Annotated in this window: 9 protein-coding genes and 2 pseudogenes; 8 read left to right on the forward strand and 3 right to left on the reverse strand. The window is 64.2% G+C overall.

Annotation, left to right across the window (positions count from 1 at the left end; genetic code table 11):
- Positions 1-72: 72 nt before the first annotated feature.
- Positions 73-618, forward strand: coding sequence for a MarR family winged helix-turn-helix transcriptional regulator (locus M2333_RS15825; protein WP_264612391.1), 546 nt, complete (start codon positions 73-75; stop codon positions 616-618).
- Here the strand turns inward: M2333_RS15825 and M2333_RS15830 are convergent.
- The 3 genes from M2333_RS15830 to M2333_RS15840 all read right to left on the reverse strand — a co-directional run bounded on the left by M2333_RS15830 (position 611) and on the right by M2333_RS15840 (position 4,392).
- A complete protein-coding gene (locus M2333_RS15830) occupies positions 611-1,096 on the reverse strand; it encodes a DUF3237 domain-containing protein (RefSeq protein WP_181558549.1) in 486 nt (161 codons plus the stop codon). The genes M2333_RS15825 and M2333_RS15830 overlap by 8 nt on opposite strands.
- 77 nt (positions 1,097-1,173) lie before the next feature.
- Complete coding sequence (locus tag M2333_RS15835; RefSeq protein ID WP_264612392.1) at positions 1,174-2,835, reverse strand: FAD-dependent oxidoreductase; 1,662 nt, start codon at positions 2,833-2,835, stop codon at positions 1,174-1,176.
- A 912-nt stretch (positions 2,836-3,747) separates the two neighbouring features.
- Positions 3,748-4,392, reverse strand: a complete 645-nt coding sequence (locus tag M2333_RS15840) for a tyrosine-type recombinase/integrase (RefSeq protein ID WP_264612393.1) — start codon at positions 4,390-4,392, stop codon at positions 3,748-3,750.
- 149 nt (positions 4,393-4,541) lie between these two features.
- Here M2333_RS15840 and M2333_RS15845 point away from each other — a divergent pair, with 149 nt between their 5' ends.
- The 7 genes and pseudogenes from M2333_RS15845 (at position 4,542) to M2333_RS15870 (ending at position 17,517) form a co-directional block, all read left to right on the forward strand.
- Positions 4,542-5,849 (forward strand): EAL domain-containing protein, encoded by a 1,308-nt coding sequence (locus tag M2333_RS15845; protein WP_264612394.1) that lies wholly within the window; start codon positions 4,542-4,544, stop codon positions 5,847-5,849.
- A gap of 226 nt (positions 5,850-6,075) precedes the next feature.
- Complete coding sequence (locus M2333_RS15850) at positions 6,076-7,443, forward strand: TolC family protein (RefSeq protein WP_264612646.1); 1,368 nt, start codon at positions 6,076-6,078, stop codon at positions 7,441-7,443.
- Positions 7,444-7,976: 533 nt separating this feature from the next.
- A pseudogene (locus tag M2333_RS17020) lies at positions 7,977-8,750 on the forward strand (ABC transporter transmembrane domain-containing protein); the annotation flags it as partial.
- Positions 8,751-8,987: 237 nt separating this feature from the next.
- Positions 8,988-9,653, forward strand: a pseudogene (locus M2333_RS17025) (ATP-binding cassette domain-containing protein); the annotation flags it as partial.
- Positions 9,650-10,861, forward strand: coding sequence for an HlyD family efflux transporter periplasmic adaptor subunit (locus M2333_RS15860; RefSeq protein WP_264612396.1), 1,212 nt, complete (start codon positions 9,650-9,652; stop codon positions 10,859-10,861). The pseudogene M2333_RS17025 and the gene M2333_RS15860, both read left to right, overlap by 4 nt.
- A gap of 54 nt (positions 10,862-10,915) precedes the next feature.
- Positions 10,916-15,295 carry a putative Ig domain-containing protein gene (locus M2333_RS15865; protein ID WP_264612397.1) on the forward strand — a complete coding sequence of 1,460 codons (4,380 nt, stop codon included), beginning with the start codon at positions 10,916-10,918 and terminating at the stop codon, positions 15,293-15,295.
- Between the two features lie 101 nt (positions 15,296-15,396).
- A complete protein-coding gene (locus M2333_RS15870; RefSeq protein ID WP_264612398.1) occupies positions 15,397-17,517 on the forward strand; it encodes a putative Ig domain-containing protein in 2,121 nt (706 codons plus the stop codon).
- Positions 17,518-17,541: the final 24 nt, after the last annotated feature.

Consider the following 17,541-nt stretch of genomic DNA (forward strand, 5'->3'; position numbering starts at 1 on the left):
ACGTGGCTTGGGGGCACGGAGGCCGCAGCTTGACCCCTGGGGGTTGGGCCGGGCAAGGGGGCAGCGATTGTAATGATGAGCGATGAGAAAGTGCAGTCGAAGGTGAGCGGTCATAAAGCAGGCCCGGCGGACGAGGTCCAGCTCCCCGGCTGGAACCTTGACGAGCTGAACTATCCGACGTTCCGGATGACGCTGATCGCCAAGATCATGGATCGGCTGACCATTCGCAATCTCGCGGAGATTGAGGACATCACCTATGCGGAATGGCGGGTGATGGCGCGGCTCGCCACGATGCACCAGGGGGGAACGGTGCGGCAGGTGGCCGAGATGGCCTGGGTCGACCGGGCTGAAGTCAGCCGCGCCGTCAGCACCCTTGAAGAGAAGGGCTATACGCTGCGCATGGAGAACCCCCATGACCGGCGGGCGCCCATTCTCAAGATGACTGCCGTGGGGCTGGAGCGATACCGCGCGGCGCTGGCCGAACGGAAAGCCTTCCACGAACTGCTGACCGCGAAACTCTCCGACAAGGAGTGTGAGACGCTCAACCAGCTGCTCGCCAAGATCGGCGAGCAGCTGGTCGTGCTTTCGCAACCGGTGTCGACCGACGCGGTTAAATGATCGCGTAATAGCGGAACAGCGAATGGTCCGGCGCGTCGTCCGGCGTCAGTTTCGGGCGACGCTGCCCGACGCCGACGATCACGGTGCGGTTGAGCCAGCCATGCGGCCCGTCCGGCGCGCGGAAATAGGGCGTGCAGCGGAAGTAGGACGATGTCTTGGTGCCATCCGGCAAATCCAGCGGACCGTGCACATAGCCAAGGTTGCGAATATAGATCAGCGCGCCGTCATCCGCCTCGATCATATAATGGGCATTGAGCTCCACCACCTTGTCGGTGCGGACCACCGGCCAGTCTGCGCCGCTATAATCGACCAGCTTGCCATTGAGCCGCGGCCCCTCGACGGTGCTGCCTTCCCCTACGGACGTGTAGCCGTGATTGGGGCCGCCCGCATGGATGGCGCCAGTCGCCCAGCGCTTGTCGAAATTGATGCGGATGTCGAAAACATGATCGTAGCGAAGGGCGAGGGGATCGTCAGTCATGGATGTCCTTGCGGCTTGTGTTGATAGATCAACTTATAGAGCAGGCGGGCGACAGTGCGACCCCCTAAGGTCGTGCTTCACGCTGCCATTCGTGCGCCGCGCAGCAGATCCACGAGCGAGGCTGCATCGTCGATGGCATCGCCGCGCCATGCGACATGGCCGTCCGGCCGGGCCAGCAGCAGGCGGTGCCGGTAAACCTCTGGCACGTTATCGAGCACGCGATCCACGGCGAGAACCTCGAGCGGCATCCCGCAAGCACGCGCCGCTGCAACCAGCGGCTCGACGTCCGGCGCGGCCTCACCCTCGTCCTCAATGCAGATCAGCGTGTAGCCCGGCCCGCAAAGGTCGTAGAGTGAGCGCCCATCCGCGAGGAAGAAATGCGGCACGCGGCACCCCGGCGCGGTCGAGGGCGTGAAGTCGTGCATGGTGTAGGCGGGCGCGGCTTCGCCATCATAAGCGATGATCGGCGAAGCATCGTAGAAATAGCCGTAGTTCAGCCCGGCGCAGGCATATTGCTGGACATTGAGCGCATAGGCAGCCGCGCCCACGGCCCGCCGCGCCGCCTCGCCTTCAGGCGTGTCGTCCTCGATCTCCGGCGGCAAGGTGTTGCGCTCCTTGATGGCGCCGCTGGCATGACCCATCGCAAAGCGGGAAACCTGTTCGGTGATGGGCTTGCGCTCTGCGACATAGGCGTCGAGGATTCCCTCGGGCGCCCAGCCTTGCAGGGTGGCGGCGAGCATCCAGGAGAGGTCCATGGCATCGGCGATGCCGGCGTTCATGCCATAGCCGGCATAAGGCACCCACAGATGCGCGGCATCGCCGGCGATGAAGACGCGGCCTTGGCGGAAGCGGTTGGCGACCAGTCGCCGACCGATCCAGTCCTCATTGGAGAGTTGCGTGAAAGGGAAGTCCGGCCCGACGCCCAGGATGTGCCGAATGCACCGGTCCCGGTCCACCTCCTCGAACGTCTCCTCATCGGGCCGCAGATAATTGTGGACGAGCCACCGCCGCTCGCCATCGATGGCCAGTACGGTCCCGGCGCGATCGGGATTGTAATTATAGTTCATCCACGCCGGGCCACTGCCCAGCGCATCGAGAAGTTCGGGCGCGTCGATCAGGGTGGATTGCACGCGCTGGACAACGGCATCGCCCTCAAGCTTTCCGCCGATCTGCTTGCGCACCGCTGAACTGCCCCCGTCGCAGCCGACCATGTAGCGGCAGAGGATTTCTCGGGACGTACCGGTGGGCAGGTCGATCAGCAGCGCGCGCACGCTTCCCCCCTCGTCCTCCACGCTGTCGAACCGGGTCTCGTTGAGCAGCGTGATGTTCGGGTGCTGCGCGGCATGGGCAAAGAAGATCGGTTCGAAGAAGATTTGGTTGACCCGATGCGGCGGTTCGGGGGTGGGCCACCAGCCATCCGGGCCGCTCCTGTCCTGATAGCGGTTGCGCCGCGACGGGATGGGGATGCGTGCGAGTTCGGTGCCGGTCATCCGGGTGCGGAACACGATGTCATTAGGGTAATCGTGCGGCAGGCCGACCGCGCGCACCTCCCGCGACAGGCCGAGGCGGCGCAGCGTTTCCATCGTGCGCGAGGACACATGGTTGCATTTCACGCTGGGTGGCTGACCGGCTGGGCGCATCTCGGCGACGACAACCTGGATCCCGCGAGACGCCAGGTCCAGCGCGAGCAGCAGCCCCACGGGCCCAGCGCCGATAATCAGAACTTCGGTGTCAGTCATCCGCCCCTCGTTGAGCAATCAACGAAACCGATAGCAGATGCGGAAGCGGGATCAATTTCTTTTTGTTCGTCTCTCCAGAGCGTTGAAGCGGGTTAGCCCCAAAGGCAAGTGGAGCCGGGAACCCGACGCCCGCACGGCCATTCAGGGGCCATCGAGCTTGGGGAAAGATCAGTCCGGCGACAGCGATTCAAGGGATTCGCCTCTCCAGCATCGTCATCTTCCTGACAGCGGCAAGGGGACTCGGTTCCAGTTCCGCAGGCCGAAGCGGCATTGTCCGGCGAATGACGACCGAGAAGAGCTTGGCGCTGATTGCTGGCTCGCATAAGCAGGGCGTCCGAAAAAATGGCCACGGACGTAAGGGAATCTTGGAAAGGCAGGAGATTGATGATTGAAAAAGGAAACGTTTAAAATAGTCAACAATAATGGTTATTATACAATATTTAACCTATAATTAATTCTATTTAATTTTACTGGAAATTCCTGATTTGTTAGGAGTCTCGTGTATCCGACCTGCTTCTGAAATACGGCGCTCGACATGCGGGAAAGGCAGGGTTCATTTGAGCCATGTCAGCCCCCCAAATCTGCCGGTCGTTAAGGGTTTTTTGCAGCGCAGCATTGCTGGGTCGCACCATGCAGGTCTAAAGTCGGATGATGACAACATAAAACGGGTAAGGCATTGAAAATGAATAAAATTACACGTTACAAAATACTGAATACTGTATCTTCTGGCAACAGCTTCAACGAAATCCATTAAATTATTTAATTATCGATCGGCTTCTAGCGCGGATTAAGCCCGATACAGCAGCTTGGCTGCGTCATTTTACCGCTTGAAAAATATAGAGTATTTCTTGAATTTTCCTTGACCGGCAAGGGGAAGGTCAAGAGCGCAAACGCCCTTAACCTTCTGCCCATTCACGACTGCAATGCGCTTCCGAGCGCGGTCGTCACTCCCTTCAGGCCGATCTGGCGCCGACTCCGCTGGCGTGGTCTGCTTCCCCACATGCGGCTCGCAATCTCCAGCTCCTCCCGCCCAACGGCGCCGGTGTAGATGGCGGTGGTGCTGATGTCGGTGTGCCCCATCCACTTCTGCACCATGTTCAACGGCACGCCCGAGTGGATGGCCGATACGCCAAATCCGTGTCGAAAACCCTTGGCCGTCGCCTGCATTCCCTTGATGCCGACCGCCTGCATGATTGCGTTGACCTTTCGCCACGCTGTCATTCTAGACCATGTCCATAGCAGGCTGTCGTCCGCGTCATTGCCTCGGCCATGCACCTTGTGGATCAGCTTCACCAGATCCAGCGGGGCCGGAACGGCGCGGTAAATGCCCCTTTTCCGTTTCTTGAGGCTTTCGATGATGATGCATTGCGAGCGCAGATCGATGCTCCTAAGTCTAAGCGCCAGGGCCTCGGAGATCCGGCATCCCGTCACGGCGAGCACCATACTGAAGGTGTAGGTCTCGGGCGCTTCGCGTGCGGCGTAGGCGAGCACGGCGGCCCGCTCTTCCTGGGTCAGATATTTGCGCTGCCCTTCATTGCCGTAAACCATGTTCAGCATCCCGCATCTCCCTCTTGGAGAGCCGATGACAGGACCGTCATCTCGGCGTTTTCGCAGTGCAAAAGGATGCAAAAACAGTCATTTGAAACAGTATTCAGTATTCTGTCACGGACTCAGAGGGGTTTGGGATGCTGGATTTGGCGCGACGGATGGCAGGCGATTTCGGGGTGCCGGTTAACCTTTGGGTGGGGCCGGCACCCGAGCTCGTGATGGTGGGGTTCAGGATCGATAACCTGTCCCACCTTGCTCAGGCTTATGGCGAAGCTGTGCGTGAAGGCGCGCGCGCTCTGCTGGCTCGTCTTCTCGGTGAAGTGCTCGGCGGCGACGGCGTCGTGATGCCGGTCTGCGATGACCTGATTACGGCGGTGGTCTGGTCGCCGACGGCCTTCGGGCAAGCCTTCACGAACGCGGCATGTGCGGATTTCGCCCGGCGCTTTGCGGTCGCGGTCGCTGGCCGTCCGCTCATTCATGGCAATGCCGACCTGCGGCTCGCCGTCAGTGCAGCTTGGTCCCTGCTGCCGGATGTTCATTCCGATGCCGATCTTGGCGCAGCGCGGGACGATCTGGCGCATCGCCTGACGACCCAGCGCTTCAACGGCAACGCGATCGATACGCAGGCTGACTGGGCGCAGCGTTACCGGGCCGACATGGCGCAGGCTGCGTCCCTGCTCTCGGCGCTGGCGAACGGGCGGCTGCTGCCAGTCTGGCAGCCGGTGCGCAGCGGCGCGCAGGGCGATGCTGTGCTCTATCATGAATGTCTGCTGCGGATGCTCGAGGATGGGCGCCAGGAGACAGCCGGCCCTGCCATCGGCGCTCTGGAGCGCTTGGGCATGGTCGGCGTGCTGGATCATTATGTGGTCTCGACGGTGATCGAGGAACTGCAACGCGATCCCGACGTGTGCCTGGGCGCCAACATCTCCGCGCACAGCGCCTGTCCCGGTGGGTGGTGGGATGAGTTGATGCCGCGCCTGCGCGACATGCCGTCCGTCGCGCGCCGTCTGGTCATCGAGATCACCGAGACCGCGCATTATCCGGATATTGGCGAGGCGACATGCTTTGCGGCGCGGTTGCGCAAGCTCGGCGTGCGGGTCGCGCTGGACGATTTCGGCGTCGGCCATGCCTCGCTGCGTTCGCTGCTGGCGCTGCAGCCCGATATTATCAAGATCGACGCCTTCTTCCTGCGCCGGGCCGCCAGTTCCGAGCCGGATCGCGTTGCGCTGCATCATCTGATCGGCTTGGCGGGCAGCTTTGTCCGCGATGTCGTAGTCGAGGGCGTGGAAACGCGCGCGGAGGCCGATCTGGCCCTGCGCGCCGGTGCTGTGTGGCTGCAAGGCTATCACACGGGCTATCCCTCCGTCGTCCGCTCCTGGTCCGGTCCTATGGGCGGCACCAACGTGCTGACGCTGTTCGATCAGCCGCAAGCCGGCTGGTCCGAAACGCGGAGGGCGGTCGGATGAGCGGCCTTGCGGATGTTCGCGCCCGGACAGGCACGCCCCTCGGTGATCCTTGGGCTGCGTCGGAAGCGGTCCAGCCTTCGCTGGCGCGGGGCATTCTCCTGGGTGCTCCGGTCAGTTTGCTGCTGTGGTGGCTTCTTCTTCAACTGGTTGTGCGGGTCGCTTCGTAGCTTTGGCGCGGGGTGGTTGGCGATGTCGGCACAAGATCAGGATATTCGGGGTGAGTTCGATGTTTGAGGGGGTTGGGACGAGGCGCGCTGCGACGCTGTGTCGTGGTTTGCGCGGTCCCGCAGGGCGCGGGGGCGGGCTGATCGGCTGCGCGGTGCTGGGGGCGGTGCTTGTTGCTCCGCTTACGGCCTTTGCGCAGCAGGGCGATGTTCGCGCGCCTGTGGCTGTGGCCGCAGCGCCGGGCCCGGTCTCTGAGCCGTCCTCTCTGTCGCTGGATGATCTGATGGCGCAGGCCGCGCGGAACAATCCGCAGGTATTGTCGCAGACCGATGGCGCGCGGGCTTCGGCTTATGAAGTGGCGAGCGCGCGCTGGGCGTATTTTCCCGAGCCGGCGTTCGAGAGCGAGCGGGGGCGGCGGGGCTATGTCGTCACGGGCACGCTGACGCAGCCTGTGTGGACGTTCGGACGGATCGGCGCGAACGTCGATGCCGCCAAGGCGCGGCTCTCTTCGGCGGAAGCGGCGATCGACGCGACGCGCTACCAGGTCGCGCTGCGAGTGATCGACAGCTATGGCCGGTTCGTGGCGGCGCGTCTGGGCGCGCAGGTCTATGCGGCCGACATTGCCCGGCTGGAAGCGCTGGAAGGCATGATGCGCCGGCGGGTGGCCACGGGCCTGTCCGCGCCGGTCGATCATAATCTGGTGCTCACCCGGCTGAGCCTCTCGCGCAACACGCTGACCAACTATCAGGCAATCGAGCAATCGGCGGCCGAGGCGCTGAGCCAGCTGACCGGGCGGCCGATCGATCCGGCGCGGATCGCGTTCGACGTGGCGGCAGGCGATGAGCCGCTGGACGTGCGCAGCGAGGATCTGCTGGCGCGTACCATCGAGACCAACCCGGCGCTGCTGCGCGCCGAGCAGGAGATCGGGGTGGCGAAGGCCGAGGCGCGGGTGGCGTCCAGGGCGATGATGCCGACCATTTATGCGCGGGCCGAACAGCGCTTTGCCGACGATAAATATTATCCGTCCTCGCTGCCTGACACGCGGGTGGTGGTGGGCGTGAAGTTCGCCTTCGGCTCCGGGCTCGCCTCGGTGGAGCGCATTCGGGCCTCACAGGCGCTGGAGAGCGCGGCGCGCAATGCCCGCGATGCCTATCGGGCCGATCTGACGGCGGAGGTCGCGGCGGATCTGGCGAGCTGGCGCGCGGCGCGCAGCCTGGTGCGCGAGTTGCAGGTCAGCCGGGGCGTGCAGCAGCAGACCTTCGAATCCTACAACCGGATGTTCCTGGCCGGCAAGCGCAGCTGGCTGGACGTTCTCAATGTCACCCGAGAGCAGACCGACATCGAGCGGAGCCTGAGCGATGCGCAGGTCCAGCTTTTGATCGCCCGCTACCGCTTGCGCCTCAAGGAAGGGGCCTTCCCATGGAACTGATTGCAGGGCCCTCACCGGCCGAGACTCCCGCCGGCGCGCCTGAGAGTGCGTCCGAGGACGTCCTCTTCATGGGGCCGCCGCCCGCGACCCCCTTTGCCGATGGCGTGCTCTGGCTGGGCGGGCGCCTGGCGACGGCGCTGGAGTGCCAGGGCGGCCTCACGCGGCGCGACGGTCGCCGCATCCGCGCGCTGTTCAGTGCTGGCGCATCGGGCGAGGAAAGCCGCATTGCGGCGCGCGCAGCGCTGGCGCTGTGCGAGACGCTGCGGCTCAAGCTTTCGCGCTGGCGGCGCGAACCGCATGAAGCGGACCTGCCGATGATCGCGCTGGTGCCCGGCGCCGGCTATCGCATGGTGCTGAGCCTGAGCAGCGACGGCACCTGGCTGTGCGAGGGGCCGCAGGGCCGCGAGCGGATGGCGGCATGGCCCGAAGGCACGATGTTCGCCGGGGTCACCCCGCGTGGCGAGATCGCCCATGCGCGCACCGCCAAGGGCGTGTTCGAGGCGATCATGGCCGTCGACAAATCCTGGGTGGTGATGGCGGCGCTGGCCTCGACGCTGGCGAGCATCCTGGTGCTGGCAACCTCGCTTTACTCGATGCAGGTCTATGACCGGGTAATCGGGCAGGGCGGTGTCTCGACGCTGATCGTGCTGACGGTCGGCACGGCGATCGCCATCGGCATTGAGTTCGCGCTCAAGCTGGCGCGTTCGGCCATAGTCGACAAGGCGGTGCATCGCATCGATCTGGAAGCGGCGATAAACGTCTTCCAGCGGATGCTCTCGACGCGGCTCGACCAATATCCACCGAGCGTGGGCACGTTCGCGGCGCAGGTGCGCGGCTATGAGGGGGTGCGGGCGTTCATCGTCGCGCGCAAGCTCTATCTGTTCACCGACGTGCCGTTCGCCTTGTTCTTCCTGGCGGTCATCTTCCTGATCGGCGGGCCGTTCGTGGCAGCGGTGCCGGCCCTGGCGTTCGTGGTGGCGGTCGCTGCCGGGCTGCGCTCGCGCCGGGCGATCGAGGCGCACAGCGCGCGGGAAAATCTGGTCGGTAACCAGCGCTATGGCCTGCTGGTCGAGACCATCCAGGGCGCCGAGTTTTTAAAGGCCAGCGGCGGCGAATGGCAAATGCGCAATCGCTGGAACGACCTTTCGCGGCGGACCGCCGACGAGATGACCGAAATCCGCCATCTCAACGAGACGGCCGGCTATATCTCGGGCCTGGTCCAGCAGATCAGCTATGTCAGCATGGTGGCGACCGGCGCCTATCTCGCCGCGACGACCACCAGCCTGACCGTCGGCGCGATCATCGCCTGCTCGATCGTCTCGGGCCGGGTGCTCACCCCCGTCAACGCCATTCCTGGGCTGCTGGTGCAGGGCGCCAATGCCAAGGTGGCGCTCGACAATCTCGAGCGGCTCTATGCCGCCGAGCAGGACAATGACGGCATCGATGCGCCGCTGGTGCCCGATGCGATCCAGGGCCGGGTCGAGGTCGCCAATCTGGAGTTCGCCTGGGCCTCGCAGCCTGCCCCGCTCAAGCTGCCGGCGCTGACCATCGCGCCGGGCGAGCGGGTCGGCATTTTGGGCGCGGTGGGATCGGGCAAGAGCACGCTGCTCAAGCTGCTCGCCGGGCTGGTCAAGCCCGAGCGGGGGCATGTGCTGCTCGATGGCCTGGATCTGCAGCATATCGCCAGCGAGCGGCGGGCCGAGCTGATCGGCTATCTGCCCCAGCAGGCACGGATGATCAGCGGCACGCTGCGCGACAACCTCACCATGGGTCTGCCTTATGTGAGCGATGAAGAGCTGGTCGCGGCGATCCAGGCGACAGGTCTCGCCGGCTTCCTCGCCGGGCGTCCGGAGGGTGTGCATCTGCGCATTGCCGAGGGCGGCGGGGGCCTGTCGGGCGGTCAGCGCCAGCTCATTGGCCTGACGCGGCTGCTGCTGGCCCGCCCGCAGGTCTGGCTGCTCGATGAGCCGACCTCGTCGATGGACGATGGCACCGAGGAGCGCTGCCTCTCGGCCCTGCGCGCCGCCATCCAGCCTGGCCAGACGCTGGTGCTGGTCACCCACAAGCTGCGGCTGCTCGAGCTGATCGACCGGCTGATCGTCCTCACCCCGCAGGGCATCGCTCTGGATGGCCCGCGCGACGCGGTGATCGAGCGGCTGCGGCAGGGTCCGGCAGCGCAAGCTGAGCATCACAAGGGAAGCGTGGCATGAAGATGGAAGATCCAAGGGCGATGCGCGCGGGCCTGGGCAGCGTGCGCCAGCAGCTGGCCCGGCTTCCGCTGGGGCCGGGGGGCTGGTTCATCGTGATCACTGGCCTTGGCATCGTGGCGCTGCTGATCTGGGCAAGCGTCTCGCAGATCGACCAGCTGGCTCGCGCCCGGGGACAGGTGATCGCGCTGGCGCGCACGCAGGTCATCCAGGCGGCGGACAGCGGCGTGCTGGCCGAGATGAAGGTCGAGGAAGGGCAGATGGTCCGCAAGGGTCAGCTGCTGGCTCTCATGGACCAGAGCCGCGCCTCGGCCGCCTATGACGACAGCCGCAACAAGGTGGCCGCGCTCAAGGCGACGCTCGCCCGGCTGCGGGCCGAGGTTTACGGGCAGGCGCTGGTGTTCCCGCCCGAGCTGGAGGCCTATCCGGCGTTCCGCAGGAACCAGACCGATCTGTTCAACCGGCGCCGTCAGGCACTCAACGAGGGCATTGGCGCGCTCGTTCAGAGCCGGCGGCTCGTCCAGGCCGAGCTCGATATCACGCAGCCGCTGCTGGCGGCGGGCGACGTCGGGCAGGCCGAGGTGATCCGCCTCAAGCGCGCGGTCGCTGAGCTCGACGGGCAGATCGTCAATGCCCGCAACAAATACTTCCAGGACGCCCAGGCCGAGATGACCAAGGCCGAGGAGGATCTCGCCACGCAGGAAGAGGCGCTGCGCGAGCGCTCGGCGGTGTTCGGCTTTACCGAGCTGCGCGCGCCGCATGACGGGCAGATCCGCAAGATCAACGTGACCACGCTGGGCGCCTCGGTGCGGCCGGGCGATGCGATCATGGAGATGCTGCCCACGACCAGCGAACTGATCGTCGAGGCCAAGTTCAGCCCGGCCGATCTTGGCTCGGTCAAGGTCGGCCAGTCCGCGCAGGTCAAGCTCGATGCCTATGATCCCAGCATCTACGGCAGCCTTGCCGGCGAGGTCGTCTACATCAGCCCGGATGCGCTGAGCGAACCCGGGCCGCAGGGCAGCGAGCACTTCTATTACCGCGTCCACATCCGCCTGAAGGATCATGGCGCGGGTAACGCGGGCAGCAAGCCCATCCAGGTCAGCCCCGGCATGACCGCCACCGTGGAAGTGCGCACCCACAAGCGTTCGGTGCTCACCTACCTCACCAAACCCATCACCAAAACCGTCGATGAGGCGCTCGGCGAGCGCTGACCTCAACCGCACACAGCTTTGAAGACACAGCTTGGAATACAGGGAGCCAATGACATGACCAACAAGAGCGAGACGCAGGTCCAGATGCAGGCCGAGATGCCGGCCCAGATGCAGGCAGAGCTTCCGGCAAACGCAGCCGTTCCGGCCGAGCAGGCCCCGGCTCTGGCCCAAGCTGCACCGGCCCAAGCCGCACCGGCTCCCTCCGCCGCCGGTCACGCACCGGTTGCGCCCGCGGCCTCACACGCCACTCTGGCCGCGCACGGCGCCGCGCCCAAGAAGGCAAAGCTCAAGAAGCACAAGAAGGACGACGAAGACGACGCCGCCCAGAATGGCGACCAGAAGGATGCCGACGCCGCGCAGGCCGACGCAGACCAGCCCGAAAGCGCCGTACAGGCCTCGGCCGGTACGCAGGGTCCGGCCGGTGAAGGCCAGTGGGCCGATCGCGTCTATGCCCAGGGTGCTGCGGGTGCCGGCGCTGGCGGCGGATCGGGCAGCTTCTTCTCCACGCCCGCCTTTTATGTGCTGGGGGCCGCCGGTGCGATCGGCGCCGGGTTCGCGATCTTCGGCGGCGGCAGCGACGAGGCGAGCATCGCTGCGCCCAAGCTCGCGCTGAAGACCGATACCGGCGCTTCGGCGACCGACTTCATCACCCAGGACGGCACGATCGACGTCACCGCCATCACCGGCACCAACGCCTGGGAATACTCCACCAATGGCGGCTCGACCTGGACGGCCGGCACCGGCACCAGCTTCACGCTGGCCGAGGGCAGCTACGCCGCCGGCGCCGTTCAGGTCCGTCAGAAGGATGCAACCAGCGGCAAGACCAGCGAGGCCGGTAAGATCGCCAACGCCATCACGGTCGACAAGACCGCCGCCGCCGCACCGGTCATCAACGCGGTCGCCGGTGACGACCTGGTCAACCAGGCCGAAACCCAGGCCCCGGTCAGCGTCTCGGGCACCGCCGAGGCCGGCACCAGCATCACGGTCACCTGGGGCACCGCCACCAAGACGGTCACCACCGCCGCCAACGGCACCTGGACCGCCAGCTTTGCTGCCAACGAACTGCCCGCCGATGGCGCCACCAGCATCACCGCCAAGGCAACCGACGCCGCAGGCAACATCTCCGCAACCGGCTCTCGCCCGGTTACGATCGACAGCAGCAACTACATCACCGGCACGGTCGCTGCAGGCCCGGTGATCGCCGGCATCGAGATCAAGGCCTATAAGGCGGATGGTACGCTGCTCGGTTCTGCGGTCACGGATGCCAGTGGCGCGTTCCGCGTGGCGTTCAAGGGCTATACTGGCCTCGTGCTGGTCGCCGCCACGGACCCGACGACAAATGCGCAGGGCTATCTCAACGAAGCCACTGGCACTCAGGCCGATATCGATGTGATGCTCCGCGCCGTTGCCACGGTGACGGCGGGCCAAGATGTCGTGATCAACATCAGCCCGTTTACGGAAGTCGCCACGCGTCTCATGTCGTCGGGGCTTGCCACCAGTGGCGCCACCAACCTTGCCAATCTCTCCGCGGATGTCGCGGCGAAGGCCAATGCGACCGTCGGAACCCTATTCACCGACAATGTCGACACGCCGTTGACCGCGCAACTGATGAAGCTGGTGATCGACAGCACGGGCGCCAACACTGCTGCCAACGCCAATGTCTATGGCGTCTACCTCGCCGCGCTTCAGGGCTGGGCGCATAGTGAAGGCCTGACGCTGGATCAGGCGATCCAGCAGATCGTCGATGCCATCACCACCACCGCCAACGGTGCCAACACGACGCTGGCCGATCTGGGACAGGCTCAGGGCCAGCTGCTCGCCGACATTCTGATCCAGGGTTTTCACGATGTCACCCAGGTCAATCCGGCCTTGGCCAATGCCTCGCTGCCGCAGGCCCAATTGCAGCAGCTCGGCATGATCAACGACACGACCGGGCCGGCATTCAGCGGCGGCAGCACGGTCAGCGTGTCCGTCCTTGAGACGGCGGCCCCCGGTACACTACTCTACACCGCCACCGCCTCCGATCCCTCGGGCAAGACGAGCTATTCGATCGCCTGGGGCAGCGGTCCCGCGCCCTTTGCCGCCTATGATATCGCAGATTTCTTCACCATCGATCCACAGACCGGCGTGATCAAGACGGTCCAGACCCTCGATTATGAGGATCGCGCCAGCTGGTCGATCGAGGTTACAGCGACGGACTTCTGGGGCAATCAGAGCGTTCAGGCGGTCACCGTGAACGTCGGCAATGTCAACGAAGCGCCAGTTCTGGATCATCCGCTCGCCGATCAAGTCGCCACGGCCAATCAGCCGTTCAGCTACATCATCCCCAGCGACGCCTTTTACGATGTCGACGGCGATACGCTGACCTACGCTGCGCAGCTTGTGGATGCGCAGGGCAATATCTCGGCCTTGCCGAGCTGGCTGACGTTCAATGCGCAGACGGGCACCCTCAGCTCGACGGCCGCCCAGGCGCTGACCGACCCGATCACGATCCGCGTGACAGCGTCCGATGGCAGCCTCACAGCCACCGACGATTTTACCCTGTCGATCGCGAGCGCGCCGGTCGTGACAGAAATCGTCGCGGACAAGGCAGTTGCGATGGGAGCGAGCACCGTGACGTTCACGGTCACGCTCAGCGAGGGGGTCACTTATCCGTCGAGCCCTGTTCCCGAGGTTGTGCTGCGGTTCATTGCGACCAACACATATCTTGCGACAGCCACTTTGGACGGAGCCGCCACGGCCGCGTTGAACGACCCGACGAAGCTGGTGTTCACGGCTCAAGTGCCGGTGACGGACACCACAGAAGTGCGAATCCTGGCACTGAACTTCACGGACGTGACGGGTCTGGTGTCCGGCGAGCCGGTCTCTTCGGACTCAGGTCAGCTCGTGACCTACGGGGCGCTGCCGTTCGTTGTCGACAGCACGGCGCCTGCCCTGACCAGCGCGACGCTCACCGTGAACGAGAACGCCACTGCGGTGGGGACCCTCTCCGCCAGCGAAGCGGTGAGCTGGGCCCTGGCGCCGGGCGGCGATGCTGGCCTGTTCACGCTGAGTTCTTCAGGGGCGCTGAGCTTTACCGCGCCGCGCGATTACGAGACGCAGGCCCACAGCTACACCATCAACGTCAACATGACGGACTTGGCGGGCAACATGACGTCGCAGGCTGTCACGGTGAACCTGGCTAACGTCAATGAAGCGCCGGTCGTCGCGCATCCGCTCGCAGATCAGGCGACCGTGCAGGGGCAAGCGTTCAGCTACACCGTGCCATCCAACAGCTTCTCCGACGTGGATGCCGGCACGACCCTGACCTACACGGCTCAGCTGGTGGGCAGCGGCGGCGCCCTGTCGGCCTTGCCGTCCTGGCTGACCTTCAATGCGGCGACCCACACATTCTCCTCGACGTCCGCGCCGGCGCTCGCCAGCCCGCTCACGGTGCGGGTGACCGCATCGGACGGCAGCCTGTCGGTCTCGGACGACTTCACCGTCTCGCAGGCCTCGGTCCCGGTCTTCTCCACCAACCTGAATGGCGTCACCAATCTGGATGTGCGGTCCGACGTGGTCTTCAGCGCGAGCGAGAATATCGCACTGACGACGGTCGACGGCACGTACACGATCAAGCTGGTCAATGATGCCAACAGCGGATCGAAGACGGGCTATTCCGGCACGCTCGGGGAATCCGTCGACAACACGCAGACGCTGGTCGTCACTGTCAGCGGCGGGGTGGCTTCCGCCAAGTGGAACGGCGCGACGGTGAACGTCAACGACGTACTCTCCGTCTCTGGCAACAAGCTGATCATCGATCCGGTCTACGACCTCGATTTCTCGAACAATTATCATGTCGAGATCGGCGCGGGACTGTTCATCGGGCAGACCTCTGGCCTTGGCAACGCGGCGGTGGCGAGCGGTGCGACCTTCGCGACCGTCACGCCCAACACCACCGGTTCGGGGGCAGCGCTGGTCTCGGGCGGAGCGGCCTCGCAGATCATGCATGCAGACGGCATGCTGGCCGCCAGCCATAAGTGGGTGGGGATCGATAACGTCGGCAACACGGCGGTTGCTTCGGCCACGTCCATCGGCAGCCTCTCTGCCGCGGGCTATGCGCTGGTGGTCAGTGACCGCGACGCCTCCGCTGACATCGGCACCTGGGACTTCTGGGTGCGGGCGACCGACTTCGGTGCCGACGATCTGGTGTATCTCGATAATCAGCAGAACGGCACTGCGGGCTGGGATTTGTCTACCACATCCTTTGCCAGTGGCGATTCGCCCAATGACAACGATACGCGCGTCGGCTTCGGCACTTACAACGTGACGGCGCCGTTCCCGAACAGCAGCCAGTCGTACATCGACCTCGATATTGGTGGTGAATGGCGTGAAACGCCTGACGCTGTTCAGACTTATTTCCAATCTGCGACGCCGCTTTTCGTGGGCGGATGAATATCCATCAGGGCCGGATGAGCATCCGGCCCTGAACAGTGGGACTTGTGGGATAATCGAAAGACGAAAGCTTCAGTTTTACTTTCGTAGGGGGCAAGAACATGGCTACGACTTCAAAATATATCATTATGAGCACTGCTGCCGATAATTCCAACATTATCGACTTCGGCCTGAATTACGGTACGCTTTCGCTGGACGGGCAGGAGATGCAGTTTCTCGGTTCGGCCCTGGTCGATGCCGTCTTCGTCCGACCGGGCGCGACTTATTCCCTCAGCATGGGTGCGGGCGCAGATCGCATATATTTTGAAGGGGCACTGGCCGACTATACGCTCACCAGATCTGGCGCGACGCTGACGCTGACGCGGACGGCTCAGGGCAAAGTGGAGACGGTCAGTCTCGCCGGCGCTAACTCCGCGACGACCCCTGATGTGCTGGTGTTCTCGGATGGCACCGTGGCAGCCAATGCAGTGTACAATCATGTCTCGAAGGGTGACCCGTTGCCGGTACCGTCCGGCGAAACATCTGTCGCGCCGAGCGGACCGGCCGCGCCGGCGGCAGTCCTGTCCGCGACGGTCAAGGTCGTGTCTTTCGACGGGACCGGCGAGACGATTGCGCTGTCCAAACCGGGCATGAAATTTCAGGTGCTGGGCAATGCCGGCGTCGATGTCGTTTACGTCTCTGATGGTGCGACGGTCGATGCGTCGGCGCTCGGAAACAGCACCGATATTGTCTACATGCGTGGTCACTGGGCCGATTACACCAAAGTGGTCTCGGGCTCGAAGATGACCTTGACCCGGACGGTTGGCGGTCAGCTCGAAACAGTTGTCGTCTCGGCCGCCGGCAATGCGCTCAACGATCTTCTCGTCTTTGCTGACGGCGCCGTGCGCTCACAGGTTGCCGGCACGGCTGTGAAGGCGGACGCCAACGTCGCGATTGCGGCCATCTCCGGCTACGACGCAACAACGATCACGCCCGGTCTCAACGAGGCGCCGGTGCTTGCCGAGGCACTGGTGGATCAGATGACGGTCGAGGGGCAGGCGTTCACTTACAGCATCGCGGCCGGAAGTTTCACGGACCCGGATGGCGATGCGCTGACCTACACGGCGCAGCTGGTCGATGCGCAGGGCAATCTTTCCGCATTGCCGTCCTGGCTGAGCTTCGATGGCGCGACCGGCACCTTCTCGTCCACGTCCGCGCCGGCACTGGCCAGTCCGATCACCGTTCGCGTCACGGCCTCGGATGGGAGCCTGTCGGCATCCGACGACTTTACCATCGAAGCGCATCCTGTGCCGCTGCTTTCGACCAATGTCGATGGCGTGACCAACCTTGATGTGCGGTCCGACCTCGTCTTCACCTCGAGCGAGGACATCGCTCTGACCGCTGTCGACGGCGTTTATGAGATCAAGATCGTCAACGATGCCAACACGTCCGCTAAGGCGGGATATTCCGGCTCGTTGGGTGAAGCGATCGATAACACACAAACGTTGGTCGTCACCGTCGTCGACGGCGAGGTCTCGGCGACCTGGAACGGTGCGACCGTCGCCATTGCGGATGTCCTCACCATTTCGGGCGACAAGCTGATCATCAATCCCAAATATGATCTCGATTTCTCGAACAATTATCATGTCGAGATCGATGCGGGCCTGCTCGTTAGCGCGACCTCGGGTCTCGGCAATGCGGCCTTGCTCAGCGGCGCGACCTTCTCGACCGTCACGCCCAACACCAGCGGCACCGGAGCCGCGCTCGTTACCGGCGCTGCGGCTTCGCAGACCATGGTGGCGGATGGCTCTCTGACCGCAGGCCACAAATGGGTCGGCCTCGACGGTATTGGCAACACGGCGGTCTCGGCTGCCACGTCGATCGGTAGCCTTGCCGCGGATGGTTATGCGCTGATTGTGACGGACAGGGACGATTCGAGCGTGGTCGGTACCTGGGACTTCTGGGTCCGCGCGACCAATTTTGGCGCTGACGATCTCGTCTATCTGGACAACCAGCACAACGGAACGAGTGGGTGGGATCTGGCAAGCACCTCGTTCGGAAGCGGCGATGCCGCCAACCCGAATGACACGCGCGTCGACTTCGGCACCTACAGCGCAACTGCGCCATTCCCAAACAGTAGTCAGGCCTGGATCGATCTCGATATCGGTGGCGAGTGGCAAGATTCGCCGGCCGCTGCGCAGGCTTTCCTACAGTCACAAACAGCTCTTTTTGTAGGCGGTTAAATCATGACGGGCCAGATCGAAATC

It is taken from the genome of Sphingobium sp. B11D3B (assembly GCF_025961735.1).
In the GTDB taxonomy this organism is placed as follows: domain Bacteria; phylum Pseudomonadota; class Alphaproteobacteria; order Sphingomonadales; family Sphingomonadaceae; genus Sphingobium.

Bases quoted from the DNA above. Each gene is read 5' to 3' on its own strand.
- M2333_RS15860 (WP_264612396.1), top strand. From the start codon at position 9,650: ATGAAGATGGAAGATCCAAGGGCGATGCGCGCGGGCCTGGGCAGCGTG.
- M2333_RS15870 (WP_264612398.1), top strand. From the start codon at position 15,397: ATGGCTACGACTTCAAAATATATCATTATGAGCACTGCTGCCGATAAT.
- M2333_RS15840 (WP_264612393.1), bottom strand. From the start codon at position 4,392: ATGCTGAACATGGTTTACGGCAATGAAGGGCAGCGCAAATATCTGACC.
- M2333_RS15825 (WP_264612391.1), top strand. From the start codon at position 73: ATGATGAGCGATGAGAAAGTGCAGTCGAAGGTGAGCGGTCATAAAGCA.
- M2333_RS15835 (WP_264612392.1), bottom strand. From the start codon at position 2,835: ATGACTGACACCGAAGTTCTGATTATCGGCGCTGGGCCCGTGGGGCTG.
- M2333_RS15865 (WP_264612397.1), top strand. From the start codon at position 10,916: ATGACCAACAAGAGCGAGACGCAGGTCCAGATGCAGGCCGAGATGCCG.
- M2333_RS15850 (WP_264612646.1), top strand. From the start codon at position 6,076: ATGTTTGAGGGGGTTGGGACGAGGCGCGCTGCGACGCTGTGTCGTGGT.
- M2333_RS15845 (WP_264612394.1), top strand. From the start codon at position 4,542: ATGGCAGGCGATTTCGGGGTGCCGGTTAACCTTTGGGTGGGGCCGGCA.
- M2333_RS15830 (WP_181558549.1), bottom strand. From the start codon at position 1,096: ATGACTGACGATCCCCTCGCCCTTCGCTACGATCATGTTTTCGACATC.